Raw genomic sequence first — 26,281 nt, forward strand, 5'->3', positions numbered from 1 at the left:
CCATGAGCAAGACCCTGATCCGCGGTGCGAAGCCGCTGGGCGGCGAGGTCCGGGACGTCCTGATCGACGGCGAGACGATCGCCGAGGTCGGTACGGGCCTGTCCGCCGAGGGCGCGACCGTGGTCGAGGCCGGCGGGCAGATCCTCCTGCCCGGCCTGGTCGACCTCCACACCCACCTGCGCGAGCCCGGCCGCGAGGACTCCGAGACCGTCCTCACCGGCACCCGCGCCGCCGCCGCCGGCGGCTACACCGCCGTCTTCGCCATGGCCAACACCCACCCGGTCGCCGACACCGCCGGCGTCGTCGAGCAGGTCTACCGGCTCGGCAAGGAGTCCGGCTACTGCGACGTGCAGCCCATCGGCGCCGTCACCGTCGGCCTGGAGGGCAAGAAGCTCGCCGAGCTGGGCGCCATGCACGACTCCGCCGCCGGCGTCACCGTCTTCTCCGACGACGGCAAGTGCGTCGACGACGCGGTGATCATGCGCCGCGCCCTGGAGTACGTGAAGGCCTTCGGCGGCGTCGTCGCCCAGCACGCCCAGGAGCCCCGCCTCACCGAGGGCGCCCAGATGAACGAGGGCGTCGTCTCCGCCGAGCTCGGCCTCGGGGGCTGGCCCGCCGTCGCCGAGGAGTCGATCATCGCCCGCGACGTCCTCCTCGCCGAGCACGTCGGCTCCCGCGTCCACATCTGCCACCTCTCCACCGCCGGCTCCGTCGAGATCGTCCGCTGGGCCAAGTCCCGCGGCATCGACGTCACCGCCGAGGTCACCCCGCACCACCTCCTCCTCACGGACGAGCTGGTCCGCTCGTACAACCCGGTCTACAAGGTCAACCCGCCGCTGCGCACCGAGAAGGACGTCCTCGCGCTCCGCGAGGCGCTGGCCGACGGCACGATCGACATCGTCGCCACCGACCACGCCCCGCACCCCCACGAGGACAAGGACTGCGAGTGGGCCGCCGCCGCCATGGGCATGGTCGGCCTGGAGACCGCGCTCTCCGTCGTCCAGCGGACGATGGTCGAGACCGGCCTCCTCGACTGGGCCGGCGTCGCCGACCGCATGTCCTTCGCCCCCGCCCGCATCGGCCGGGCCGGGGGACACGGGCGTCCCGTCTCAGCCGGTGAGCCCGCGAACCTGACCCTGGTCGATCCGGCTTACCGTGGAGTCGTGGACCCCGCGGACTTCGCCTCCCGCAGCCGCAACACCCCGTACGAGGGGCGCGAGCTGCCGGGACGCGTCACCCACACCTTCCTGCGGGGCCGGGCAACGGTCGTGGACGGGAAACTGGCGTGACACCACTCATCGCAATCGCCGCAGGGGCCATCGCCGCGGAGGCGGCCGACCGGGAGTCGGCGGAGGTGACCGACTGGGCCGGACGGCTCGGCTGGGTCGCCGGACTGCTGCTCTTCATCGCCTTCGTGTACTGGCTGATGCGCCAGGGGTGGAAGTGGCGCGGCAGCCTCCAGTCCTCCCTCCCCGAACTGCCCGGGGTGCCGGAGCGGACCGGCGGGGCGAGACTGACCCTCGTCGGGCGCTACCACGGCTCCACCACCGCGGGGCAGTGGCTCGACCGGATCGTCGCCCACGGCCTGGGCGTCCGCAGCCGCGCCGAGCTCACGCTCACCGACGCCGGGATCGCGGTCGTGCGCCCCGGGGCGAACGACTTCTTCGTCCCGGCCGGGGCCCTGCGCGGGGCCCGCCTCGACAAGGGCATCGCCGGCAAGGTCCTCACCGAGGGCGGGCTCCTGATCATCACCTGGGAGCACGGCGGCGAACTCCTCGACTCCGGCTTCCGGTCCGACCGCGCGGCGGAGCACGCCGCCTGGGTCGAGACCGTCACCTCCATGACCAACGCAACGGAAGGCGCACGATGACCACCTCCACCAGGGGAGCCGCCAAGGCTCCCGCCGTACTCGTCCTGGAGGACGGCCGCATCTTCCGCGGCCGCGCCTACGGGGCCGTGGGGGAGACCTTCGGCGAGGCCGTGTTCTCCACGGGCATGACCGGCTACCAGGAGACCCTCACCGACCCGTCGTACCACCGCCAGGTCGTGGTCATGACCGCCCCCCACGTCGGCAACACCGGCGTCAACGACGAGGACCCCGAGTCCGGCCGCATCTGGGTCTCCGGCTACGTCGTCCGCGACCCCGCCCGCGTCTCCTCCAACTGGCGCGCCCGCCGCTCCCTCGACGAGGAGCTGGAGCGCCAGGGCGTCGTCGGCATCTCCGGCGTCGACACCCGCGCCCTCACCCGCCACCTGCGCGAGCGCGGCGCCATGCGCGTCGGCATCTTCTCCGGCGCCTCCTGGACCGGCGTCCGCGACGAGGCCCTGCTGGACAAGGTCAGGGCGCAGCCCGGGATGAAGGGCGCGGACCTCTCCGCCGAGGTCGCCACCAAGGAGGCGTACGTCGTCCCCGCGATCGGCGAGAAGAAGTTCACCGTCGCCGCCGTCGACCTCGGCATCAAGGGCATGACCCCGCACCGGATGGCCGAGCGCGGCATCGAGGTCCACGTGCTGCCCGCCACCGCCACCGCCGAGGACGTCTACGCCGTCCGGCCCGACGGGGTGTTCTTCTCCAACGGCCCCGGCGACCCGGCCACCGCCGACGGCCCCGTCGCCCTGATGCGCGCCGTCCTGGAGCGGAGGACGCCGCTCTTCGGCATCTGCTTCGGCAACCAGATCCTGGGCCGCGCCCTCGGCTTCGGCACCTACAAGCTGAAGTACGGCCACCGCGGCATCAACCAGCCGGTCCAGGACCGCACCACCGGCAAGGTCGAGGTCACCGCGCACAACCACGGCTTCGCCGTGGACGCCCCCCTCGACGAGGTCTCCGACACCCCCTTCGGGCGTGCCGAGGTCTCCCACGTGTGCCTGAACGACAACGTCGTGGAGGGCCTCCGGCTGCTCGACCGGCCGGCCTTCTCCGTCCAGTACCACCCCGAGGCGGCTGCGGGCCCGCACGACGCCGCGTACCTCTTCGACCGCTTCGTGACCCTCATGGAGGCCGAGCGTGCCTAAGCGCACCGATATCCAGTCCGTCCTGGTCATCGGCTCCGGCCCGATCGTCATCGGCCAGGCCGCCGAGTTCGACTACTCCGGCACCCAGGCGTGCCGCGTCCTCAAGTCCGAGGGCCTGCGGGTGATCCTGGTCAACTCCAACCCGGCCACGATCATGACCGACCCGGAGATCGCCGACGCCACGTACGTCGAGCCGATCACCCCCGAGTTCGTCGAGAAGATCATCGCCAAGGAGCGCCCCGACGCCCTCCTGCCCACCCTCGGCGGCCAGACCGCGCTCAACACCGCGATCTCCATGCACGAGCAGGGCGTCCTGGAGAAGTACGGCGTCGAGCTCATCGGCGCCAACGTCGAGGCCATCCACAAGGGCGAGGACCGCGACCTCTTCAAGGGCGTCGTGGAGGCCGTCAAGGCCAAGATCGGCTACGGCGAGTCCGCGCGCTCGGTCATCTGCCACTCCATGGACGACGTCCTCGCGGGCGTCGAGACGCTCGGCGGCTACCCCGTCGTCGTCCGCCCCTCCTTCACCATGGGCGGCGCCGGCTCCGGCTTCGCCCACGACGAGGAGGAACTGCGCCGCATCGCCGGCCAGGGCCTCACGCTCTCGCCCACCACCGAGGTGCTCCTGGAGGAGTCCATCCTCGGCTGGAAGGAGTACGAGCTGGAGCTGATGCGCGACAAGAACGACAACGTCGTGGTCGTCTGCTCCATCGAGAACTTCGACCCGATGGGCGTCCACACCGGCGACTCGATCACCGTCGCCCCGGCGATGACGCTCACCGACCGCGAGTACCAGCGGCTGCGCGACATCGGCATCGCGATCATCCGCGAGGTCGGCGTCGACACCGGCGGCTGCAACATCCAGTTCGCGATCGACCCGGCCGACGGCCGGATCATCGTCATCGAGATGAACCCGCGCGTCTCCCGCTCCTCGGCGCTCGCCTCCAAGGCGACCGGCTTCCCGATCGCCAAGATCGCGGCCCGCCTCGCCGTCGGCTACACGCTGGACGAGATCCCGAACGACATCACGGAGAAGACCCCGGCGTCCTTCGAGCCCACCCTCGACTACGTCGTCGTCAAGGCCCCGCGCTTCGCCTTCGAGAAGTTCCCCGCCGCCGACTCCACGCTGACCACCACCATGAAGTCGGTCGGCGAGGCCATGGCGATCGGCCGCAACTTCACCGAGGCGCTCCAGAAGGCCCTGCGCTCCCTGGAGAAGAAGGGCTCGCAGTTCACCTTCGTGGGCGACCCCGGCGACAAGGACGAACTGCTGCGCGAGGCCGTCCGCCCGACCGACGGCCGGATCAACACCGTCATGGCCGCCATCCGCGCCGGGGCCACCCCGCGGGAGGTCTTCGACGCCACGAGGATCGACCCGTGGTTCGTGGACCAGCTCTTCCTGATCAAGGAGATCGCCGACGAGCTGGCCGCCGCCGAGAAGCTCGACCCGGAGATCCTGGCCGAGGCCAAGCGCCACGGCTTCTCCGACGCCCAGATCGCGGAGATCCGCGGCCTGCGCGAGGACGTCGTCCGCGAGGTCCGGCACGCCCTCGGCGTCCGCCCGGTCTACAAGACGGTCGACACCTGCGCCGCCGAGTTCGCCGCCAAAACCCCGTACTTCTACTCGTCCTACGACGAGGAGAGCGAGGTCGCGCCGCGCGAGAAGCCCGCCGTGATCATCCTGGGCTCCGGCCCGAACCGCATCGGCCAGGGCATCGAGTTCGACTACTCCTGCGTCCACGCCTCCTTCGCCCTGAGCGACGCGGGCTACGAGACCGTGATGGTCAACTGCAACCCGGAGACCGTCTCCACCGACTACGACACCTCCGACCGGCTCTACTTCGAGCCGCTCACCCTGGAGGACGTCCTGGAGATCGTCCACGCCGAGACGCTCGCCGGCCCCGTCGCCGGTGTCGTCGTCCAGCTCGGCGGCCAGACCCCGCTGGGTCTCGCCCAGGCGCTCAAGGACAACGGCGTGCCGGTCGTCGGCACCTCCCCGGAGGCCATCCACGCCGCCGAGGACCGCGGCGCCTTCGGGCGGGTCCTCGCCGAGGCGGGCCTCCCGGCCCCCAAGCACGGCACCGCCACCACCTTCGCCGGCGCCAAGGCCATCGCGGACGAGATCGGCTACCCCGTCCTGGTCCGCCCGTCGTACGTGCTCGGCGGGCGCGGCATGGAGATCGTGTACGACGAGGCCCGCCTGGAGTCGTACATCGCCGAGTCCACCGAGATCAGCCCGACCCGGCCGGTCCTGGTCGACCGCTTCCTGGACGACGCCATCGAGATCGACGTGGACGCGCTCTACGACGGCCACGAGCTGTACCTCGGCGGCGTCATGGAGCACATCGAGGAGGCCGGCATCCACTCCGGCGACTCGGCCTGCGCCCTGCCCCCGATCACCCTCGGCGGCCACGACGTCAAGCGGCTGCGGGCCTCCACCGAGGCCATCGCCAAGGGCGTCGGCGTCCGCGGCCTGATCAACATCCAGTTCGCGATGGCCGGCGACATCCTGTACGTCCTGGAGGCCAACCCGCGCGCCTCCCGGACTGTCCCCTTCACCTCGAAGGCGACCGCCGTGCCGCTCGCGAAGGCCGCCGCCCGCATCTCGCTCGGCGCCACCGTCGCCGAACTGCGCGCCGAGGGCCTGCTGCCGAAGAACGGCGACGGCGGCACCCTGCCGCTCGACGCGCCGATCTCCGTCAAGGAGGCCGTGATGCCGTGGTCGCGCTTCCGCGACGTGCACGGCCGCGGCGTGGACACCGTCCTCGGCCCGGAGATGCGCTCCACCGGCGAGGTCATGGGCATCGACGCGGTCTTCGGCACGGCCTACGCCAAGTCGCAGGCCGGCGCCTACGGCCCGCTGCCCACCAAGGGCCGCGCGTTCATCTCGGTCGCCAACCGCGACAAGCGCTCGATGATCTTCCCGGCCCGCGAACTCGTCGCCCACGGCTTCGAACTGCTGGCCACCTCCGGCACCGCCGAGGTCCTCAAGCGCAACGGCATCAACGCCACGGTCGTGCGCAAGCTCAGCGAGGGGGAGGGCGAGAACGGCGAGAAGACCGTCGTCCAGCTCATCCACGACGGCGAGGTCGACCTCATCGTCAACACCCCGTACGGCACCGGCGGCCGCCTCGACGGCTACGAGATCCGTACGGCGGCCGTGGCGCGCGGCGTCCCGTGCCTGACCACGGTCCAGGCGCTCGCCGCGGCCGTCCAGGGCATCGACGCGCTCCACCACGGCGGTGTCGGCGTGCGCTCCCTCCAGGAGCACGCCGAGCACCTCGTCGCGGCCCGCGACTAGCAGCCCGTACGGAGAAGGGGGACACCGGCCACCGCGCGGTGTCCCCCTCTTCATGACCGAACAAGGGATATTTCGGACGATGTACAAGCTGTTCTTCCACCTGGTCTTCAAGCGGATGGATCCCGAGCAGGCCCACCACCTGGCCTTCCGCTGGATCCGCCTGGCCGCCCGCGTCCCGGTGCTCCGCACCTTCGTGGCCGCCGCCCTCGCCCCCCGGTACGAGGCGCTGCGCACCGAGGCCATGGGCCTGCGCATGCACGGCCCCTTCGGTCTCGCCGCGGGCTTCGACAAGAACGCCGTGGCCGTCGACGGCATGGCGATGCTCGGCTTCGACCACGTCGAGATCGGCACCGTCACCGGGGAGGCCCAGCCCGGCAACCCCAAGAAGCGCCTCTTCCGGCTCGTCCCGGACCGCGCCCTGATCAACCGCATGGGCTTCAACAACGAGGGCTCCGCCGCCGTCGCCGCCCGCCTGGCCGCCCGCAACCCCGTCTTCCGGACGGTCGTCGGCGTCAACATCGGCAAGACCAAGGCCGTTCCCGAGGCCGAGGCCGCCGCCGACTACGTGAAGTCCACCGAGCGCCTCGCCGCGCACGCCGACTACCTCGTCGTCAACGTCTCCTCCCCGAACACCCCGGGCCTGCGCAACCTCCAGGCCACCGAGTCCCTGCGCCCGCTGCTCACCGCGGTCCGCGAGGCCGCCGACCGCGCGGTCACCGACCGCCGCGTCCCGCTCCTGGTCAAGATCGCCCCCGACCTGGCCGACGAGGACGTGGACGCGGTCGCCGACCTCGCCCTGGAGCTCGGCCTCGACGGCATCATCGCCACCAACACCACCATCGCGCGGGAGGGCCTCGGCCTGAAGTCCGACCCCGCGCTGATCGAGGAGACCGGCGGCCTGTCCGGCGCGCCCGTCAAGGAGCGCTCCCTCGCCGTCCTGCGCCGCCTCCACGCGCGCGTGGGCGACCGCCTGGTCCTCGTCGGCGTCGGCGGCATCGAGAACGCCGAGGACGCCTGGCGGCGCATCCTCGCCGGCGCCACCCTGGTCCAGGGCTACAGCGCGTTCATCTACGAGGGCCCGTTCTACGCCCGCGCGATCCACAAGGGTCTCGCCGCGCGCCTCGCGGCCTCCCCGTACGCCACCCTCGCCGAGGCCGTCGGCGCCGACAACCGAAAGGCCGCCCAGTGACCCCGCCCCCCTCCTTCGGCACCCGTCTGCGCTCCGCCATGGACGAGCGCGGCCCGCTCTGCGTCGGCATCGACCCGCACGCCGCCCTGCTCGACTCCTGGGGCCTCGGCGACGACATCGCCGGCCTGGAGCGCTTCACCTTCACCGTCGTCGAGGCCCTCGCGGGCACCGTGGCCGTCTTCAAGCCCCAGTCCGCCTTCTTCGAGCGCTTCGGCTCGCGCGGCGTCGCCGTCCTGGAGCGCGCCGTCTCCGACCTGCGCGCGGCGGGCGGCCTGGTCGTCATGGACGCCAAGCGCGGCGACATCGGCTCCACCATGGCCGCCTACGCCGAGGCCTTCCTGCGCGAGGACTCCCCGCTCTTCTCCGACGCGCTCACGGTCTCCCCGTACCTCGGCTACGGCTCCCTGAAGCCGGCCGTCGACCTGGCCCGGAAGTCCGGCGCCGGCCTCTTCGTCCTGGCCCTGACCTCCAACCCGGAGGGCGGCGAGGTCCAGCGGGCGGTCCGCGAGGACGGCCGCACCATCGGCGCGACCATGCTCGCCCACCTCGCCGGGGAGAACGCGGGGGAGACCCCCATGGGCTCCTTCGGCGCGGTCGTGGGCGCCACCCTCGGGGACCTGTCCTCCTTCGACCTGGACATCAACGGTCCGCTCCTCGCCCCCGGCATCGGCGCCCAGGGTGCGACCCCCGCCGACCTCCCGGCCGTCTTCGGCGCGGCGGTCCGCAACGTCGTCCCGAACGTCAGCCGGGGGGTCCTGCGGCACGGTCCGGACGCGACCGCCCTGCGGGACGCGGCGCTCCGGTACGCGGACGAGATCCGCGCGGCCGTCGTCGCGTAGCCTCCGCCCGGCCCCCGCCGGTCAATCCGCAGGTCGGAGCGGATCGGGTCCGGGCCGGGGGCGGGGGCGGGGGAGGTTCCGCCCGGTCGTTCCGCTCCTTGACGAAAACTTGGCTCAAAACCGGGTCGTTATGCCGGAAAAGTCCTGGTCGAGCGATGCTGACCAGGACTTTTCCTTCTTTCTCGCTGACTGGAGCGGCCTCGGCCGCTAGTCTCCGGGGCAGAGCAGGCGTTCAGCGGCCACTCCGCTGGGTGTCGCTCCACTGGTGTGGGGCACTGGTTCCTCACCGGTCCGTATCCGACAGATCGACATCCGAGGTGACGTAGGCGTGGCTCTTCCGCCCCTTACCCCTGAACAGCGCGCTGCCGCGCTCGAGAAGGCCGCCGCGGCTCGCCGGGAGCGGGCCGAGGTCAAGAATCGACTCAAGCACTCCGGAGCCTCCCTCCAGGAGGTCATCAAGACCGGCCAGGAGAACGACGTCATCGGCAAGATGAAGGTCTCCGCGCTCCTGGAGTCCCTGCCGGGCGTGGGCAAGGTCCGCGCCAAGCAGATCATGGAGCGGCTCGGCATCTCCGAGAGCCGCCGGGTGCGCGGTCTGGGCTCCAACCAGATCGCTTCCCTCGAGCGGGAATTCGGCTCCACCAAAGCCTGACCTTCCCGGTCATTCCGGGCATGCGGCGTCCTCCCCGCGCAAGCAGGGGTGAACCACTGGAATAATCGCCGCATGGCAGCAGAGGTACGTCCGCGGCTGACCGTGCTCTCCGGCCCCTCAGGGGTCGGCAAGAGCACGGTCGTCGCGCATATGCGCAAGGTCCACCCCGAGGTCTGGCTCTCGGTGTCGGCGACGACGCGGAAGCCGCGCCCCGGCGAGAAGCACGGCGTCCACTACTTCTTCGTGACGGACGACGAATTCGACAAGCTGATCGCCAACGGTGAGCTCCTCGAGTGGGCCGAGTTCGCGGGCAACCGCTACGGCACCCCGCGCGGCGCCGTCCTCGACCGCCTGGACTCCGGCGAACCGGTTCTCCTGGAGATCGACCTCCAGGGCGCCCGCCAGGTCAAGGACTCCATGCCGGAGTCCCAGCTGGTCTTCCTGGCCCCGCCGAGCTGGGAGGAGCTGGTCCGCCGCCTCACCGGCCGCGGCACCGAGTCGCCCGAGGTCATCGAGCGCCGCCTGGGCGCCGCGAAGGTCGAGCTGGCCGCCGAGTCGGAGTTCGACACCACCCTCGTCAACACCTCCGTCGAGGACGTGGCCCGCGAGCTGCTAACGTTGATGCTGTTGACTTCTGGGGAATGATCCCCGGTTCCCAACGGCTTGTCTGATCTTTTTCCATCTTCGGAAGGTAGAGCGTGTCCTCTTCCATCACCGCGCCCGAGGGCATCATCAACCCGCCGATCGACGAGCTGCTCGAGGCCACGGACTCGAAGTACAGCCTCGTGATCTACGCGGCCAAGCGCGCGCGTCAGATCAACGCGTACTACTCCCAGCTCGGCGAGGGCCTGCTGGAGTACGTGGGTCCGCTCGTCGACACCCACGTCCACGAGAAGCCGCTCTCGATCGCCCTGCGCGAGATCAACGCGGGCCTGCTGACGTCCGAGGCCATCGAGGGCCCCGCGCAGTAAGCAGGAAGCGCACAGCGCTTGTAAGACGTGTCACCACGGGCCCGGCGGAACATCCGCCGGGCCCGTGGTGTCTCATGGAGCCATAAGCGTCCGAGTGCGGGGAGTCGTGGAAGTCGTGGCAAAGCCGAAGGTCGTTCTGGGCGTCACCGGCGGGATCGCCGCCTACAAGGCGTGCGAGCTGCTCCGCCGGCTCACCGAGTCGGGCCACGACGTCCGGGTCGTGCCGACCGAGTCCGCGCTGCACTTCGTCGGAGCCGCCACCTGGTCGGCGCTCTCCGGCAACCCCGTCTCCACCGAGGTGTGGGAGTCCGTCCACGAGGTGCCGCACGTGCGGATCGGCCAGAACGCCGACCTCGTCGTCGTCGCCCCCGCCACCGCCGACATGCTCGCCAAGGCCGCCCACGGCCTCGCCGACGACCTCCTCACCAACACGCTGCTCACCGCGCGCTGTCCCGTCGTCTTCGCCCCCGCCATGCACACCGAGATGTGGGAGCACCCGGCGACCCGGGAGAACGTGGCGACCCTGCGCCGCCGCGGCGCCGTCGTCGTCGAACCCGCCGTCGGCCGCCTCACCGGCGTCGACACCGGCAAGGGCCGGCTCCCCGACCCCGGCGAGATCTTCGAGGTCTGCCGCCGCGTCCTCGCCCGGGGCGCCACCGTCCCCGACCTCGCCGGCCGCCACGTCGTGGTCAGCGCGGGCGGCACCCGCGAACCCCTCGACCCCGTCCGCTACCTGGGCAACCGCTCCTCCGGGAAGCAGGGCTACGCCCTCGCCCGCGCCGCCGCCGCCCGGGGCGCCAGGGTCACCCTCGTCGAGGCCAACACCGGCCTCCCCGACCCGGCCGGCGTCGACGTCGTCCACGTCGGCACCGCCCTCCAGCTCCGCGAGGCCGTCGTCGAGGCCGTCGCCGACGCCGACGCGGTGGTCATGGCCGCCGCCGTCGCCGACTTCCGCCCCGCCGTCTACGCCCCCGGCAAGATCAAGAAGAAGGACGACGACGGCGCCCCCGTCGTCGAACTCGTCCGCAACCCCGACATCCTCGCCGGGCTGGCCGCGGACCGGGCCCTGCCCGGCCAGGTGGTCGTCGGCTTCGCCGCCGAGACCGACGACGTCCTCGCCAACGGACGCGAGAAGCTGCGCCGCAAGGGGTGCGACCTCCTCGTCGTCAACGAGGTGGGGGAGCGCAAGACCTTCGGCTCCGAGGAGAACGAGGCCGTGGTCCTCGCCGCGGACGGCACCGAGACCCCCGTGCCCCACGGGCCGAAGGAAGCGCTCGCCGAGACGGTCTGGGACCTGGTCCTGCCCCGGCTGCGTCCCACAGTCTGAGACGGACCGGAGCTTTCCGTCACGTGGCGCGCCGCCGCCCCGCTTCACCCGGGAGGAGGCGGAAAGCGCCTCCTCCCGGGTGATTCGCGTCCCGCCGGCGCGGGCACGGCGGCCCCGCCGGGGATCGGTTCCGAAACCCGAGGGCATCCGCCGGGCGAGACACCTGGTCCATTGCCCGACCACGACCGATAGACTGTTCGCGGAACGTCGAGGGGCGCAGCCCCCTGCCGGTCCGAGCCAGAGTAGCCAGCAGCCGCTGCAACCCCAGGGAGCGTTGTGTCCCGTCGTCTGTTCACCTCGGAGTCCGTCACCGAGGGGCATCCCGACAAGATCGCTGACCAGATCAGCGACACCATTCTCGACGCGTTGCTGCGTGAGGACCCGACCTCGCGCGTGGCGGTCGAGACGCTGATCACGACCGGTCTGGTGCATGTCGCCGGTGAGGTGACCACCAAGGCGTGGGCGGACATTCCCACCCTGGTGCGCAACAAGATCCTGGAGATCGGTTACGACTCCTCGAAGAAGGGCTTCGACGGCGCTTCGTGCGGCGTGTCGGTGTCCATCGGGTCGCAGTCGCCGGACATCGCGCAGGGCGTGGACACCGCCTACGAGAAGCGGGTGGAGGGCGACGAGGACGAGCTGGACCGGCAGGGGGCCGGTGACCAGGGTCTGATGTTCGGTTACGCGTCGGACGAGACGCCGGAGCTGATGCCGTTGCCGGTGCACGTGGCGCACCGGCTCTCGCGCCGGCTGACCGAGGTCCGCAAGAACGGGACGATTCCCTATCTGCGTCCGGACGGCAAGACGCAGGTCACCATCGAGTACGACGGTGACAAGGCGGTGCGTCTGGACACGGTGGTGGTGTCCTCGCAGCACGCCAGTGACATCGATCTGGAGTCGCTGCTGGCGCCGGACATCCGTGAGTTCGTGGTCGAGCACGTGCTGGCGGGGCTGGTGGAGGACGGCATCAAGCTGGACACCGAGGGCTACCGGCTGCTGGTGAACCCGACGGGGCGTTTCGAGATCGGCGGGCCGATGGGCGACGCGGGTCTGACCGGCCGGAAGATCATCATCGACACCTACGGCGGGATGGCCCGGCACGGTGGTGGCGCGTTCTCGGGCAAGGACCCCTCGAAGGTGGACCGCTCGGCGGCCTACGCGATGCGCTGGGTGGCCAAGAACGTGGTGGCCGCGGGTCTGGCGGCGCGCTGCGAGGTGCAGGTCGCCTACGCGATCGGCAAGGCCGAGCCGGTGGGTCTGTTCGTGGAGACCTTCGGGACCCACACGGTGGAGCCGGAGCGGATCGAGAACGCGATCGGGGAGGTCTTCGACCTGCGTCCGGCCGCGATCATCCGTGATCTGGACCTGCTGCGCCCGATCTACGCGCAGACCGCGGCCTACGGTCACTTCGGCCGTGAGCTGCCCGACTTCACCTGGGAGCGCACCGACCGCGTCGACGCCCTCAAGAAGGCCGCCGGTCTGTAGACCCCGGAAGCACGCGACGGAGCCCGGCACCCCCAGGGGGTGCCGGGCTCCGGTCCGTCCGGCCTGTCGGTGGCGTCTGGTAGGTATGGGGCGGTGAGCAGCCAGAACGAGAAGCCCTCCGACGAACCCGAGCAGCTCGCGCTCATCCGGGAGACCGTGCGGAAGGCGAAGGTGCCGCGGGCCAAGCCCCGCACCTGGCGGGGGGCCCCGGTGGCCAGGGAGCTGCCCGTCGCGCGGGTGGTCGTCAACAAGGGCGCCCTCCACCTCGACCAGTTCTTCGACTACGCGGTCCCCGAGGAACTGGACGGGGCCGCCCGGCCCGGGGTGCGGGTGCGCGTGCGGTTCGGGGCCGGGGCCCACCAGGTGAAGAACGGGCGCCGGGAGGGCGGACGGCTGATCGACGGCTTCCTCGTCGAGCGCCGCGCCACCTCCGACTACTCCGGCCCCCTGGCCGCGCTCGCCGACGTCGTCTCCCCGGAACCGGTCCTCGGACCCGAACTCCTCGGTCTCGCCCGCGCCGTCGCCGACCGGTACGCGGGCAGCCTGGCGGACGTGCTCCAGCTCGCCGTGCCGCCGCGCAGCGCCCGCGCCGAGGCCCGCCCCTCCCCGGAACCGCCGCCGCCGCCGCGACCGCCGGAACCGGGAAGCTGGACGCGGTACGAGCGGGGGCCGGCGTTCCTGGAGTCCCTCGCGCGCGGCGGGGTGCCCCGGGCCGTGTGGAACGCGCTGCCGGGACCGCACTGGGCCGGAGAGATCGCCCGCGCCGTCGCCGCGACCCTCGCCTCCGGGCGGGGCGCCCTGGTCGTCGTCCCGGACGGACGGGCCGCCGGGCGGGTCGACACGGCGCTGAACGAGCTCCTGGGCGAGGGCCGGCACGTGCTGCTCACCGCCGAGGCGGGACCCGAGAAGCGCTACGGGCGGTGGCTCGCCGTACGGCGCGGAGCGGTCCGGGCCGTCGTCGGCACCCGGGCCGCGATGTTCGCCCCCGTACGGGACCTCGGGCTCGCCGTCATCTGGGACGACGGCGACGGCAGCCACAGCGAACCGCACGCCCCGCAGCCCCACGCGCGCGAGGTGCTCCTGCTGCGCGCCGCCCACGACCGGTGCGCCTTCCTCCTGGGGAGCACCGGCTGCACGGTCGAGGCCGCCCAGCTCGTCGCGTCCGGCTGGGCCGCGATGCTGGCCGCCCCGCGCGAACGGGTCCGGGCGGCGGCCCCCCTGATCCGCACCGTCGGCGACGGCGAACTCGCCCGCGACGAGGCCGCCCGCGCCGCCCGGCTGCCCTCGCTGGCCTGGCAGACCGTACGGGAGGGACTGAAGACCGGACCGGTGCTCGTCCAGGTGCCCCGCCGGGGGTACGTGCCGAGGCTGTCCTGCGAGCGCTGCCGGACGCCCGCCCGCTGCCGGCACTGCGCCGGACCGCTCGAAGCCCCCGAACAGCGGGAGCTGCGCTGCGGCTGGTGCGGCCGGGGCGCCTCCGACTGGCACTGCCCGGAGTGCGGATCGACCCGGCTGCGCGCCCAGGTCGTCGGCGCGCGGCGGACCGCGGAAGAGCTGGGCCGGGCGTTCCCCGCCGTGCCGGTCCGCACCTCGGGGCGGGACCACGTCCTGGACGGCGTGCCCGGACGGCCCGCGCTCGTCGTCTCCACCCCCGGCGCCGAGCCCGTCGCCGAGGGCGGCTACGCCGCCGCGCTGCTCCTCGACGGCTGGGCCATGCTCGGCCGGCCCGACCTGCGCGCGGGCGAGGAGGCCCTGCGCCGCTGGATCGACGCGGCCTCGCTCGTGCGGGGACAGGCCGAGGGCGGCACGGTCGTCGTGGTCGCCGAGCCGACCCTGCGCCCCGTGCAGGCCCTCGTCCGCTGGGACCCGGTCGGGCACGCCCGGCGCGAGCTGGCCGAACGCGCCGAGCTGGGTTTCCCGCCGGTCTCCCGGATGGCGGCGGTGACCGGCCCGCCGGAGGCCGTCGAGAGCTTCCTCGCGGCGGCCGGACTGCCCGCCGACGCCGAGGTCCTGGGCCCGGTGCCGCTGCCCGTGGTCCGCCCCGGAGCGGCCCGCCGCCCCGGCGACCCGCCGCCGGGCGAACAGTGGGAGCGCGCCCTGGTCCGGGTCCCGCCCGGGAGCGGCGCGGCCCTGGCGGCCGCGCTCAAACAGGCCCGGGCGGCCCGCCTCGCGCGCGGCGGCGGGGACCCGGTGCGCGTCCGCGTGGACCCGCCGGACATCGGGTGACGCGGGACGGCCGTCCGTCCCCCGGGGGACGGACGGCCGTCGTGTCCCGTGCGCCGGCCGTCGCGTCAGACGTTGCGGGGCGCGGGGAGGACGGACGGGCGGGGGTCCTCACGGAGGACGGAGCCGCCCGAGGAGGGCTGCGGCGGCATCGAACGGGCGGCGGGGACCGTCGGAACGGGAAGGCCGTCGCCCGGCTCCGGGTGCTCCTGCTGCACGGGAGCGCTCTGCCGGGACGCGCGGCGGGCGCCGTAACGGCGGTGGACGGCCTGCTTGGTGACCCCGAGCGCGGAGCCCACCGCGTCCCACGAGAACCCGAGCGAGCGGTCGAAGTCGACCGCGGCGGTCACCAGGGTCTCGACGCTGTCCCGCAGCTCCTGGGCGAGGCGTACGGTCGGGGCGGGCGCGCGCCCGTAGACGACGAAGCCCGTCGACGGGCCGGAGCGGCGAGGGCGGTAGACATTGCCCAGCTGGGCCGTGAGCGTGCGCAGCGCGTCCACCTGCCGCCGGACCCGCTCGATGTCCCGCACGAGCAGGTGCAGACTCGCCCGGGCTTGGGCGTCGTGGGTTGCGTGGTCGGCCATGTGAAAGCCTCTCGAACCGGCGTTTGATGGGGCGGGCCACGAGGGGGAGCGGCGGCCCGATACGGTCAATCTCTCTTGACCAACGCGCCATCGGGAGTTGGGTCACGCTACGGGGGCGTACACGCACGCGCGAGGGGCGCCCGCCCTCCCGTACGCCCCCTCCGGCACCGGACGCCGCCGGGCGGGCGGGACCTACGGCACACGCCCTAGACTGGTGCGTCGCCCAACACCCCCGGAGAGACAGGCAGTCGCCATCCATGAAGCTCGTCTTCGCAGGCACCCCCGAGGTCGCCGTCCCCGCCCTGGACGCCCTGCTCGCCTCCGGACGGCACGAGGTGGCCGCCGTGGTCACCCGCCCGGACGCCCCGGCGGGACGCGGCCGGCGGCTCGTCGCCAGCCCGGTGGCCCAGCGGGCGGAGGAGGCCGGCATCGAGGTCCTCAAGCCGGCCAGGCCCCGCGACGAGGACTTCCTCGCCCGGCTGCGGGAGATCGCCCCGGACTGCTGCCCGGTCGTCGCCTACGGCGCCCTGCTCCCCAGGGTCGCCCTCGACGTCCCCGCCCGGGGCTGGGTCAACCTGCACTTCTCGCTGCTGCCCGCGTGGCGCGGCGCCGCGCCCGTGCAGCACGCGCTGATGGCGGGCGACCAGGTGACGGGCGCCTCCACCTTCCTCATCGAGGAGGGCCTGGACTCGGGACCGGTCTACGGCGTCGTCACCGAGGACGTCCGCCCGACCGACACCAGCGGCGACCTGCTCACCCGGCTCGCCTTCGCCGGCGCCGGACTGCTCGCCGCGACCATGGACGGCATCGAGGACGGCACGCTCCGGGCCGTCCCGCAGTCCGCCGAGGGCGTCACCCTCGCCCCGAAGATCCAGGTGGAGGACGCCCACGTGGACTTCGCCGCCCCCGCGCTGCGGGTGGACCGGGTGGTGCGCGGCTGCACCCCCGCCCCCGGCGCCTGGACCGTCTTCCGGGGCGAGCGCCTGAAGCTGATCCAGGTCACCCCCCTCCCGGACCGCACCGGCCTGGCGCCCGGCGAGCTGTCGGTGGGCAAGAACAACGTGTACGCGGGCACCGGCTCGCACGCGGTCGAACTCCTCTGGGTCCAGCCGCAGGGCAAGAAGCCGATGAAGGCCGCCGACTGGGCCCGGGGCGTGCGGATCGCCCCCGGGGAGCACCTGGGCGCGTAGCCCCCGGGCGCGGACGGGGCGCGGACCCCGGCGCCGCCCCGGGTACGGCCGGACGCGCGGCGGACGTACGCTGGGAGGGTTCGACCTCTTCATTTCGTCACGCGGAGCACCTTTGAGCGAGCAGGCACGTCGCCGTCCCCCCAAGCCCTACCGGAAGCCGAAGAAGGACCCCGTCCGGATGCTCGCCTTCGAGGTGCTGCGGGCGGTGGACGAGCGGGACGCCTACGCGAACCTCGTCCTGCCGCCCCTGCTGAGGAAGGCCCGCGAGGGCGGGGACTTCGACGGACGGGACGCGGCCCTCGCGACCGAGCTGGTGTACGGGACGCTGCGCCGCCAGGGCACGTACGACGCGATCGTCGCCGCCTGCGTCGACCGGCCGCTGCGCGAGGTCGACCCGCCCGTGCTCGACGTGCTCGCGCTCGGCGCCCACCAGCTGCTCGGGACCCGCATCCCCACCCACGCCGCCGTCTCCGCCAGCGTCGAGCTGGCCCGGGTGGTCCTCGGCGACGGGCGGGCCAAGTTCGTGAACGCCGTGCTGCGGAAGATCTCCCGGCACGACCTCGACGCCTGGGTGGAGCGGGTCGCCCCGCCGTACGACGAGGACCCCGAGGAGCACCTCGCCGTCGTCCACTCGCATCCCCGCTGGGTCGTCTCGGCCCTCTGGGACTCGCTCGGCGGCGGCCGGGCCGGGATCGAGGACCTCCTGGAGGCGGACAACGAGCGCCCCGAGGTCACTCTCGTCGCGCGCCCCGGCCGCTCCACCACCGAGGAGCTGGCCGCGGCCACCGAGACCCTGCCGGGCCGCTGGTCCCCGTACGCCGTGCGGATGGCCGAGGGCGGCGAGCCCGGCGCCATCGGGGCGGTGGCGGAGGGGCGGGCCGGCGTCCAGGACGAGGGCAGCCAGCTCGTCGCCCTCGCCCTCGCGAACGCGCCCCTCGACGGCCCCGACGCCCGCTGGCTCGACGGCTGCGCGGGCCCCGGCGGCAAGGCCGCGCTCCTCGCCGCCCTCGCCGCCGGGCGGGGCGCCTCGCTCCTCGCCTCCGAGAAGCAGCCGCACCGCGCCCGCCTGGTCGAGCGCGCCCTCGCCGGGAACCCAGGCCCGTACCAGGTGATCGCCGCCGACGGCACCCGCCCGCCGTGGCGTCCCGGCTCCTTCGACCGGGTCCTGGTGGACGTGCCGTGCTCCGGGCTCGGCGCCCTGCGCCGCCGCCCCGAAGCCCGCTGGCGCCGTCGCCCCGGGGACCTCGACGGCTTCGCCCCGCTCCAGCGCGCCCTGCTCACCGAGGCGCTGCGCGCGGTGCGCGTCGGCGGGGTCGTCGGATACGCGACCTGCTCGCCGCACCTGGCCGAGACCCGGGTGGTCGTCGACGACGTCCTCAAGAGGACGGGCGGCGCCGAGCTGATCGACGCCCGCCCCCTGCTGCCCGGCGTCCCGGCGCTCGGCGAGGGGCCGGACGTCCAGCTGTGGCCGCATCTGCACGGTACGGACGCCATGTACCTGGCGCTGCTGCGCCGGACCGCCTGACCGGCGGCGCTCCACCCTTCGATCGTCCGGCCGCAATATCCCGGTCCGTGCGGGTCCCGGGCCCCCGGTTCGCCCCGATTCGGGTCCGGACCCGAATCGAAACCGTCCAGCGGCAAAGAACCGCCCAAGAACGTGGGAGGCTTGGCACATGGCGCAGATCAACCCCAGCATCCTGTCCGCGGACTTCGCCCGGCTGGCCGAGGAGGCCAAGGCCGTCGAGGGCGCCGACTGGCTGCACGTCGACGTGATGGACAACCACTTCGTGCCCAACCTGACGCTGGGCGTGCCGGTCGTGGAGTCCCTCGCCCGGGCCACGGAGACCCCCCTCGACTGCCACCTGATGATCGAGGAGCCGGACCGCTGGGCCCCGCGGTACGTGGAGGCCGGCGCCGGGTCGGTGACCTTCCACGTCGAGGCGGCGGCCGCCCCCGTGCGGCTGGCGCGGGAGATCCGGGCCAAGGGCGCCCGCGCCTCGATGGCGCTCAGGCCCGCCACGCCCATCGAGCCGTACGAGGACCTGCTCCCCGAACTCGACATGCTGCTGATCATGACCGTCGAGCCGGGCTTCGGCGGCCAGGCCTTCCTCGACATCATGCTGCCCAAGATCCGCCGCACCCGGGAGCTGATCTCCAAGCACGGCCTGGAGCTGTGGCTCCAGGTGGACGGCGGGGTCGCGGAGTCCACGATCGAGCGGTGCGCCGAGGCCGGCGCGGACGTCTTCGTGGCGGGCTCGGCGGTGTACGGAGCGGCCGACCCGGCCGCCGCCGTGGCCTCGCTGCGCCACCGCGCCGAGACCGCGACGGCCGCCGCCGCGTGGGCGTGTGGCCACTGAGCCTCCGGCAGGTGAACGCGGCCCGTCGGGCCGCCGACGGGACTGATCGGGACACGTCGTTTCTGACAGGATGAACGGCGGGTCCGGGGTGTGAACGACTTCGGTACGTGGACAGCGGTACGTGCGCAAGCGGTACGTGAACGGCAGTGAGGAGATCGCGGTGGCGGGTATGTCGGCGGGACGGTCAGCCCTGCGGATGGGCCCCGCGGAGCTGGTGCAGGCGGCGGCCATGGCCCGCCGCTTCTACCTGGAGGGCAAGTCCAAGATCCAGATCGCCGAGGAGTTCGGCGTGAGCCGCTTCAAGGTGGCCCGGGTCCTGGAGACCGCCCTGGAACGCGACCTCGTACGGATCGAGATCCGCGTACCGGCCGAGCTGGACGCCGAGCGCTCCGACGCGCTCCGCGCCCGCTACGGACTCCGCCACGCCGTCGTCGTCGAGTCGCCGGCGGAGGGCGAGGACGAGTCGCCCGACCCGGAGAACCTCGGCGAGGTCGCCGCCGACCTGCTCGGCGAGCTGGTCACCGAGGGCGACGTCCTCGGCCTGGCCTGGGGCCGCTCCACCATCCACATGGCGGCCGCGCTCGACCGGCTGCCGCCCTGCACGGTCGTCCAGCTCACCGGGGTGTACGACGCCGGGACCGCCGAGCGCGGCTCCGTCGAGGCCGTCCGCAGGGCCGCCCAGGTGTCCGGCGGCGAGGCCCACCCCATCTACGCCCCCATGCTGCTGCCCGATCCGGCGACGGCCGCCGCGCTGCGCGGCCAGACCGGCATCGCGCGGGCCTTCGAGTACTTCGACAAGGTGACCGTCGCCTGCGTCTCCATCGGCTCCTGGGAGCCGGGCATCTCGACCGTCCACGACATGCTCTCCGACGAGGAGCGGGCCCACTACGCCTCGCTCGGCGTCGCCGCCGAGATGTCCGCGCACCTCTTCGACGCCGACGGGCGCCGGGTCGGCCGCGACCTGGGCGAGCGCTGCATCACCGTCGAGGCGGACCGGCTGCGCCGCATTCCCGAGGTCGTGGCCATCGCCGGCGGCCAGCGCAAGGCGGCGGCGATCGGCGCGGTGCTGCGCTCCGGACTCGTCACCAGCCTGGTGACCGACCGCGCCGCGGCGGACTACCTGCTCACCGAGTCCAGCCCGGGCACCCACCCGGCACTCGACCGGACGGACCCCGACGGCAACTGAGCGCCGGCCGCCGGGCCGCGAGGGCGGAAAAGCCTCCCGGCGGTATGTTCGGGGCATGTCGCCCAGGCCTCCGCGGGTGCTCCTCGCGCTCGTCCTCTCCGTCCTCCTGGGCGGTCTCCCGACCGGATGCTCCCCGGCCGGCGACGGCGCCCGGAGCCCCGCGGGCACGGCCTCCGCCACCGCCGCGCCGGACCGTTCCGCGCACACGCCCGGCCCGACCGCCGGGACCTCCGGCCTCCCCGTCGTGCGCGTCTCCGAACTGCCGCCCGAGGCGCGCCGGACCCTCGACCTCATCGCGCGCGGCGGCCCCTTCCCGTACGCCAGGGACGGCGCCGTCTTCTCGAACTTCGAGCGGGTGCTGCCCCGCCGGGAGCGCGGCTACTACCACGAGTACACCGTCAGGACCCCCGGCGAACGCGACCGGGGGGCGCGCCGCGTCGTCACCGGACGGAACGGCGAGGCGTACTACACCGACGACCACTACGAGACCTTCCGGGAGGTGGTCACGGATGAGGCTTGACGACCCCGTCGTCCTCGACCTGACCGGAGTCACCGACAGGGCGGCCCTCATGGACCGGTGCGCCGAGGTCCTCGCGCTGCCCGGCTGGTTCGGCCGCAACTGGGACGCCCTGGCCGAATGCCTCGGCGACCTGCCCGGGCCGGCCGTCCTCGTCGTCACCGGCTGGCGGGAGTACGCCGGAGCCCGGCCGGGGGAGTGGGAGACCGCCCAGGAGGTCTTCGCCGCCGCCGCCGACGAGCGCCCCGGGCGCCTCGCCGTCCTCCTCTCCCTGGGAGGGGTTTTCGGAGGATCGCACGAACCCTCTGCCGCGAGCCTCGGATGATCCGTCCGGAGCTGGTATCCGTACGGGCGTGGGACAATGAACTACGTGCTTTTTCCCCTGGCTGAAATGCCTAGGGGCCGATCCGAACGACTGGGATGTCAGCACGTGCGTTTCCTCAATGACGTCAAGCCGCCCTACGACCTGACGTACGACGATGTGTTCATGGTGCCGAGCCGCTCGGCCGTCGGTTCCCGCCAGGCGGTGGACCTCTCCTCGCCCGACGGGAGCGGAACGACGATCCCGCTGGTCGTCGCCAACATGACCGCGATCGCCGGCCGCCGGATGGCCGAGACCGTCGCCCGCCGCGGCGGACTGGTCGTCATCCCGCAGGACATCCCCATCGAGGTCGTCACCGACGTGATCTCGTGGGTGAAGAGCCGCCACCACGTGCTCGACACCCCGATCGTCCTGGAGCCGCACCAGACCGTCGCCGACGCGCTCTCCCTGCTGCCCAAGCGCGCCCACGACGCCGCCGTCGTCGTCGACGGGGACCGGCGCCCGGTGGGTGTCGTCACCGACGCCGACCTCTCCGGCGTGGACCGCTTCACCCAGCTCTCCGAGGTCATGTCCAGGGACCTGCTCCTCCTGGAGGCGGACATCGACCCGCGCGAGGCGTTCAACACCCTCGACGCGGCCAACCGGCGCTACGCCCCGGCCGTCGACGCGGACGGCCGGCTGGCCGGCATCCTGACCCGCAAGGGCGCGCTGCGCGCGACCCTCTACAGCCCCGCCGTCGACGCGCACGGCAACCTGCGCGTCGCCGCCGCCGTCGGCATCAACGGCGACGTGGCGGGCAAGGCCAAGCAGCTCCTCGACGCGGGCGTCGACACGCTCGTCATCGACACCGCGCACGGCCACCAGGAGTCGATGATCTCCGCCGTCCGGACCGTCCGGGCACTCGACCCGCGGGTGCCCGTCGTCGCGGGCAACATCGTCGCCGCCGAGGGCGTCAGGGACCTGATCGAGGCGGGCGCCGACATCATCAAGGTCGGCGTCGGCCCCGGCGCCATGTGCACCACCCGCATGATGACCGGCGTCGGCCGCCCGCAGTTCTCGGCCGTCCTGGAGTGCGCCGCCGAGGCGAGGAAGCACGGCAAGCACGTCTGGGCCGACGGCGGCGTCCGGCACCCGCGCGACGTCGCCATGGCGCTCGCCGCCGGTGCCTCCAACGTGATGATCGGCTCCTGGTTCGCCGGCACGTACGAGTCCCCGGGCGACCTCCAGCAGGACGCCGAGGGGCGCTTCTACAAGGAGTCCTTCGGCATGGCATCGGCGCGCGCCGTCAGGAACCGGACCTCCGAGGAGTCCGCCTACGACCGCGCCCGCAAGGCGCTGTTCGAGGAGGGCATCTCCACCTCCCGGATGTTCCTCGACCCGCAGCGCCCGGGCGTCGAGGACCTGATCGACTCGATCATCGCGGGCGTCCGCTCCTCCTGCACCTACGCCGGAGCCGGCTCGCTCGCCGAGTTCGGGGAGAAGGCCGTGGTCGGCGTCCAGTCCGCCGCCGGCTACGCCGAGGGCAAGCCGCTGCACGCCAGCTGGAGCTAGGCGTATTGATCCGCACGGCCGTGGCCCCCGGGAGTCCGCTCCCGGGGGTCACGGCCGTCCCCGTACGGGTCACGGCGCCGGGGCCGCGGCGGGAAGGCGCAGGACCTCGCTCAGCACCTCCGCCACCGCGGCGGCGATCCGGGCGTGCCCCCGGTCGTTCGGGTGCAGACCGTCCGCCAGGTGCTCCGGGCCGAGCAGCGGCCCGCCGGACAGGACGAGCAGGTGCCCGTCGCCCTCGGCCGCCAGGTCCCGGCCCGCCCGCTCCATGGCCAGGCGCAGCTCTGCGAGGGTGGCGCCGAGGGCGTTGCGGGTGTGTTCCGCCTCCGGGCGCAGGACGGGCGAGACGATGAGCAGCGGGGTGCCGGGGTGGCCCCGGCGGACGAGCCCGACGAAGGCCCGGACGGTCTCGTACAGCCAGTCGGCCGTCGCGGGCACCCGGGACCAGCAGTTGGTGCCGAAGGCGAGGGTGATCACGTCGCCCGGGAGCCGCGCCAGGTGCTCGGCGAGGGGAAGCTCGCCGCGCCCCGCGCCCGCGTACCCCAGATTGACCGGGTCGAGGCCCAGGAGACGGCCCGCCGCGGCGGGCCAGGCCCGGGCCGGACGGGTCGCCCACCAGCCCTCGGTGATGGAGTCGCCGTGGACGAGCCAGCGGGGCAGGGGAGGCGCGGGGGAGAGGGCGCCGCCGACGGCCCGCAGCCCGAGGGGCACGGGGGCCTGGCCCTCCGGCAGGTGCACGGAGAAGACGCCACCGCCCGGGGGCAGCGGGATCTCGGCGGTGGCCTCGGCGGCGGGGGCGACGCAGGTCTCCCCGACGAACGCCGCCCCCCGCCAGAGTGCGAAGCAGTGGCGCAGGTCGCGCAGCGGATCGTCGTCGCCGGGGACGTCCGCCCGGTAGCGCAGCTCCACCGCGCGCGTGCCGGGCGCCGCCGTGAACTCGATCCGGACGCCGATGGGCAGTTCGGCCCGCGCCGCGACGTCCCACGGCAGTCGTGCCAGGTCGTCGGGGTCGGCCCGTACGGGCCGCTTCCCGTCCAGCCAGGCGGTACCGCGCAGGAACGGTTCCGGGTCGAGCCAGTCCACCGGGGCCTCCGATCGTGGGGTCGCCGACCTCGCGGAGCGGATCGCCCGGAGCGGATCGCCCGGCGCGGGCGCCCCTGCGTCGCGTGGTCGCTCCATGCCCCCGATGTACGGATTCATGCGGGTCGGCGCAATGTTCCCCCGTTCGTGTCCCGAGCACGCAATGATCGACCGCCATTGCGCAACAACCCTGCATTACGGGTGCGAACTCCGCAGCTTAGGCTCATGCCCCGTACCAGGAGTGGCGGCGACCGCCCGCTCGGCGGTCCCCGTCCCCGCGGGCTTGCTCCGGCATGCCCGCGCACCGCCGCGGTCACCGCCCCGCCCCCGCAGGCAGCGATAAGGAGCCTCCGCAGTGCTGGACCACGGCGCAGCCCCACCGGTCGACGACACGGTCGCCCCCAAGCCCTCCGCCCTTCACGCCCTCACCCGCCGCAAGCCGGTGGAGTCCCTGGTCAACGAGGGCGGGCAGGGAGAGGGCGGCAGCCTTCGCCGCTCCCTTTCGATGTGGCAGCTGACCATGATCAGCATCGGCGCCACGCTCGGCACGGGCATCTTCGTCGTCCTCGGCGAGGCCGTGCCCAAGGCGGGCCCGGCCGTCACCGTGGCCTTCGTCCTCGCCGGGCTCACGGCGCTCTTCTCGGCCCTCTCGTACGCCGAACTGGCCGGCACCATCCCGGTCGCCGGCTCCTCGTACTCGTATGCTTACGCAACCATGGGGGAGCTGATCGCCTGGGTGTGCGGCTGGTGCCTCCTCCTGGAGTACGGCGTCTCCGTCGCCGCCGTGGCCGTCGGCTGGGGCGACTACCTCAACGAACTGCTCGACGGGACGATCGGCGTCACGCTCCCGGCCTCCCTGAGCGCGCCTCCCGGCGACGGCGGCGTGTTCAACCTGCCGGCCCTGATCGTCGTCGTGCTCGCGATGGTGTTCCTGCTGGGCGGCGCCAAGGAGTCCGCCCGCGCCAACACGATCATGGTGTTCGTCAAGATCGTCTCGCTGGCGCTGTTCTGCGCGGTCGGCTTCATGGGCTTCAAGTCCGGCAACTACGCGGACTTCCTGCCGCTCGGCCGTGACAGCATCGGAGCGGCGGCGGCCGTCCTCTTCTTCTCGTACATCGGCTTCGACGCCGCCTCCACCGCCGGTGAGGAGGCCAAGGACCCCAAGCGCGACCTGCCCCGGGCGATCATGCTCTCCCTGGTCGTCGTCACCGCGCTGTACGTCCTCGTCGCCGCCGTCGCCATCGGCGCGTGGGACTGGAGGAAGTTCGAGGGCACCGACGCCACGCTCGCCGCGATCATGAACGACGTGACCGGCCAGAGCTTCTGGGGCACGCTGCTCGCCGCCGGAGCCGTCGTGTCGATCGCCAGCGTCGTGCTGACCGTCCTCTACGGCCAGACCCGCATCCTCTTCGCCATGTCCCGCGACGGCCTCGTCCCCAAGGTGTTCGGCAAGGTCCACGCCAGGACCGGCAGCCCGCGCGCCAACACGGTGATCGTCTCCCTCTTCTGCGGGGTCCTCGCCGCCGCCGTCCCGCTCGGCGAGCTGGTCAACGCCACGAGCATCGGCACGCTCTTCGCCTTCTCGCTGGTCAACGTCGCCGTCGTGGTGCTGCGCCGCACCCGGCGCGACATGGACCGCTCGTTCAAGGTGCCGCTCGGACCGGTCTTCCCCGTCCTGGGCCTCCTCTGCTGCGTCTACAGCATGCTCAGCCTCGACCTGATCACCTGGAAGTATTTCGGTGGCTGGATGGCCGTGGGCCTCGTGGTCTACTTCCTGTACGGCATGCGCCGCTCCCGACTGGCCGCGACCGGGTCCTCGGAGCCCTCGACGACCCCGGCGGCCTCAGCAGAGAAGTGATCCACCCGCAGTGCGACTCAACGACCTCGACGAACGCATCGTCCACGCCCTCGCGGAGGACGCCCGCCGCTCCTACGCCGACATCGGCTCCCTCGTCGGACTCTCCGCCCCGGCGGTGAAGCGGCGCGTGGACCGGCTCCGGGCCGAGGGCGCCATCACCGGCTTCACCGTACGGGTGGACCCGGCGGCGCTCGGCTGGGAGACGGAGGGCTTCGTCGAGATCTACTGCCGCCACAACACCTCCCCGGACGACATCCGGCGGGGCCTGGAGCGGTACCCCGAGGTGGTGTCCGCGTCGACCGTCACCGGCGACGCGGACGCCGTCGTCCAGGTCTTCGCCTCGGACATGCGCCACTTCGAGCGCGTCCTGGAACGCATCGCGGGCGAGCCCTTCGTGGAGCGCACCAAGTCCGTCCTGGTGCTCTCGCCGCTGCTGCGGCGCTTCTCCTCGGGTTCGCCCGCCTGAGCGGACCCGCGCGGGGCTCCGGCCGGCCGGCCCGCCCGTCCCGCCCGTCCCGCCTGTCCGGCCTACCCGTCCTGCCGTCCTGTCCCGTCCTGCCGTCCGTCCCGCCCGGCCGCCCGTGCCACCCCGCCGGGCGGCCTCCCGGGAGCCGTGAGCGCCCGGCGGGAGCCCCGC

The 26,281-nt window shown here is 73.2% G+C and carries 23 protein-coding genes; 21 read left to right on the plus strand and 2 right to left on the minus strand.

Features of this window, described 5'->3' with window-relative positions; all coding sequences use genetic code 11:
- Positions 1-2 precede the first annotated feature (2 nt).
- From ACZ3IL_RS17380 to ACZ3IL_RS17435, 12 genes are all read left to right on the plus strand, one after another.
- Positions 3-1,289 (plus strand): dihydroorotase, encoded by a 1,287-nt coding sequence (locus ACZ3IL_RS17380; RefSeq protein WP_467391225.1) that lies wholly within the window; start codon positions 3-5, stop codon positions 1,287-1,289.
- Entirely contained in the window at positions 1,286-1,870 is a 585-nt protein-coding gene (locus ACZ3IL_RS17385; RefSeq protein ID WP_467391227.1) for a PH-like domain-containing protein, read from the plus strand. Before ACZ3IL_RS17380 ends, ACZ3IL_RS17385 begins: the two co-directional genes overlap by 4 nt.
- Complete coding sequence (gene carA, locus ACZ3IL_RS17390) at positions 1,867-3,015, plus strand: glutamine-hydrolyzing carbamoyl-phosphate synthase small subunit (RefSeq protein WP_467391229.1); 1,149 nt, start codon at positions 1,867-1,869, stop codon at positions 3,013-3,015. The genes ACZ3IL_RS17385 and carA overlap by 4 nt, the downstream gene beginning before the upstream one ends.
- On the plus strand, positions 3,008-6,316 hold the full coding sequence (gene carB / locus ACZ3IL_RS17395) for a carbamoyl-phosphate synthase large subunit (RefSeq protein WP_467391231.1): 3,309 nt from the start codon (positions 3,008-3,010) through the stop codon (positions 6,314-6,316). Before carA ends, carB begins: the two co-directional genes overlap by 8 nt.
- A gap of 79 nt (positions 6,317-6,395) precedes the next feature.
- Complete coding sequence (locus tag ACZ3IL_RS17400; RefSeq protein ID WP_467391233.1) at positions 6,396-7,505, plus strand: quinone-dependent dihydroorotate dehydrogenase; 1,110 nt, start codon at positions 6,396-6,398, stop codon at positions 7,503-7,505.
- Complete coding sequence (gene pyrF / locus ACZ3IL_RS17405) at positions 7,502-8,344, plus strand: orotidine-5'-phosphate decarboxylase (RefSeq protein WP_467391235.1); 843 nt, start codon at positions 7,502-7,504, stop codon at positions 8,342-8,344. Before ACZ3IL_RS17400 ends, pyrF begins: the two co-directional genes overlap by 4 nt.
- Positions 8,345-8,672: 328 nt before the next feature.
- Positions 8,673-8,996, plus strand: coding sequence for an integration host factor (locus ACZ3IL_RS17410; protein WP_467391237.1), 324 nt, complete (start codon positions 8,673-8,675; stop codon positions 8,994-8,996).
- Between the two features lie 72 nt (positions 8,997-9,068).
- Entirely contained in the window at positions 9,069-9,641 is a 573-nt protein-coding gene (gmk, locus tag ACZ3IL_RS17415; protein ID WP_467391239.1) for a guanylate kinase, read from the plus strand.
- A gap of 53 nt (positions 9,642-9,694) precedes the next feature.
- Positions 9,695-9,967 (plus strand): DNA-directed RNA polymerase subunit omega, encoded by a 273-nt coding sequence (gene rpoZ, locus ACZ3IL_RS17420; RefSeq protein WP_005319902.1) that lies wholly within the window; start codon positions 9,695-9,697, stop codon positions 9,965-9,967.
- A 115-nt stretch (positions 9,968-10,082) separates the two neighbouring features.
- Positions 10,083-11,294 (plus strand): bifunctional phosphopantothenoylcysteine decarboxylase/phosphopantothenate--cysteine ligase CoaBC, encoded by a 1,212-nt coding sequence (coaBC, locus tag ACZ3IL_RS17425; RefSeq protein ID WP_467391241.1) that lies wholly within the window; start codon positions 10,083-10,085, stop codon positions 11,292-11,294.
- A gap of 276 nt (positions 11,295-11,570) precedes the next feature.
- The gene (gene metK, locus ACZ3IL_RS17430) at positions 11,571-12,779 is read left to right on the plus strand and encodes a methionine adenosyltransferase (RefSeq protein ID WP_467391243.1); all 1,209 of its coding nucleotides are present in this window, start codon (positions 11,571-11,573) and stop codon (positions 12,777-12,779) included.
- A gap of 93 nt (positions 12,780-12,872) precedes the next feature.
- On the plus strand, positions 12,873-15,005 hold the full coding sequence (locus tag ACZ3IL_RS17435) for a primosomal protein N' (protein WP_467391245.1): 2,133 nt from the start codon (positions 12,873-12,875) through the stop codon (positions 15,003-15,005).
- Between the two features lie 65 nt (positions 15,006-15,070).
- Here the strand turns inward: ACZ3IL_RS17435 and ACZ3IL_RS17440 are convergent, their stop codons facing one another.
- Complete coding sequence (locus tag ACZ3IL_RS17440; RefSeq protein ID WP_467391247.1) at positions 15,071-15,586, minus strand: hypothetical protein; 516 nt, start codon at positions 15,584-15,586, stop codon at positions 15,071-15,073.
- 257 nt (positions 15,587-15,843) lie between these two features.
- On the opposite strand from ACZ3IL_RS17440, the gene fmt reads away from it, so the two are divergent.
- The 7 genes from fmt (at position 15,844) to ACZ3IL_RS17475 (ending at position 22,709) form a co-directional block, all read left to right on the plus strand.
- The gene (fmt, locus tag ACZ3IL_RS17445; protein ID WP_467391249.1) at positions 15,844-16,776 is read left to right on the plus strand and encodes a methionyl-tRNA formyltransferase; all 933 of its coding nucleotides are present in this window, start codon (positions 15,844-15,846) and stop codon (positions 16,774-16,776) included.
- A gap of 112 nt (positions 16,777-16,888) precedes the next feature.
- Complete coding sequence (locus tag ACZ3IL_RS17450) at positions 16,889-18,301, plus strand: RsmB/NOP family class I SAM-dependent RNA methyltransferase (RefSeq protein WP_467391251.1); 1,413 nt, start codon at positions 16,889-16,891, stop codon at positions 18,299-18,301.
- A 148-nt stretch (positions 18,302-18,449) separates the two neighbouring features.
- A complete protein-coding gene (rpe, locus tag ACZ3IL_RS17455) occupies positions 18,450-19,133 on the plus strand; it encodes a ribulose-phosphate 3-epimerase (RefSeq protein WP_467391253.1) in 684 nt (227 codons plus the stop codon).
- 169 nt (positions 19,134-19,302) lie between these two features.
- Positions 19,303-20,319 carry a sugar-binding transcriptional regulator gene (locus ACZ3IL_RS17460; RefSeq protein ID WP_467391348.1) on the plus strand — a complete coding sequence of 339 codons (1,017 nt, stop codon included), beginning with the start codon at positions 19,303-19,305 and terminating at the stop codon, positions 20,317-20,319.
- 55 nt (positions 20,320-20,374) lie between these two features.
- The gene (locus tag ACZ3IL_RS17465; protein WP_467391255.1) at positions 20,375-20,839 is read left to right on the plus strand and encodes a guanyl-specific ribonuclease; all 465 of its coding nucleotides are present in this window, start codon (positions 20,375-20,377) and stop codon (positions 20,837-20,839) included.
- Entirely contained in the window at positions 20,829-21,161 is a 333-nt protein-coding gene (locus ACZ3IL_RS17470) for a barstar family protein (RefSeq protein WP_467391257.1), read from the plus strand. The genes ACZ3IL_RS17465 and ACZ3IL_RS17470 overlap by 11 nt, the downstream gene beginning before the upstream one ends.
- 105 nt (positions 21,162-21,266) lie before the next feature.
- Positions 21,267-22,709: a GuaB1 family IMP dehydrogenase-related protein gene (locus ACZ3IL_RS17475; protein ID WP_467391259.1), complete on the plus strand. Its 1,443-nt coding sequence runs from the start codon at positions 21,267-21,269 to the stop codon at positions 22,707-22,709.
- A gap of 69 nt (positions 22,710-22,778) precedes the next feature.
- On the opposite strand, the gene ACZ3IL_RS17480 is transcribed toward ACZ3IL_RS17475, so the two are convergent.
- Complete coding sequence (locus ACZ3IL_RS17480; RefSeq protein ID WP_467391261.1) at positions 22,779-23,789, minus strand: GDSL-type esterase/lipase family protein; 1,011 nt, start codon at positions 23,787-23,789, stop codon at positions 22,779-22,781.
- Positions 23,790-24,141: 352 nt separating this feature from the next.
- On the opposite strand from ACZ3IL_RS17480, the gene ACZ3IL_RS17485 reads away from it, so the two are divergent.
- Together ACZ3IL_RS17485 and ACZ3IL_RS17490 are read left to right on the plus strand one after the other, a co-directional pair.
- A complete protein-coding gene (locus ACZ3IL_RS17485; RefSeq protein ID WP_467391263.1) occupies positions 24,142-25,644 on the plus strand; it encodes an amino acid permease in 1,503 nt (500 codons plus the stop codon).
- 10 nt (positions 25,645-25,654) lie between these two features.
- Complete coding sequence (locus tag ACZ3IL_RS17490) at positions 25,655-26,110, plus strand: Lrp/AsnC family transcriptional regulator (protein WP_015032260.1); 456 nt, start codon at positions 25,655-25,657, stop codon at positions 26,108-26,110.
- The last annotated feature ends 171 nt before the right edge of the window (positions 26,111-26,281 follow it).

It is taken from the genome of Streptomyces sp. NPDC014907, assembly GCF_055562975.1.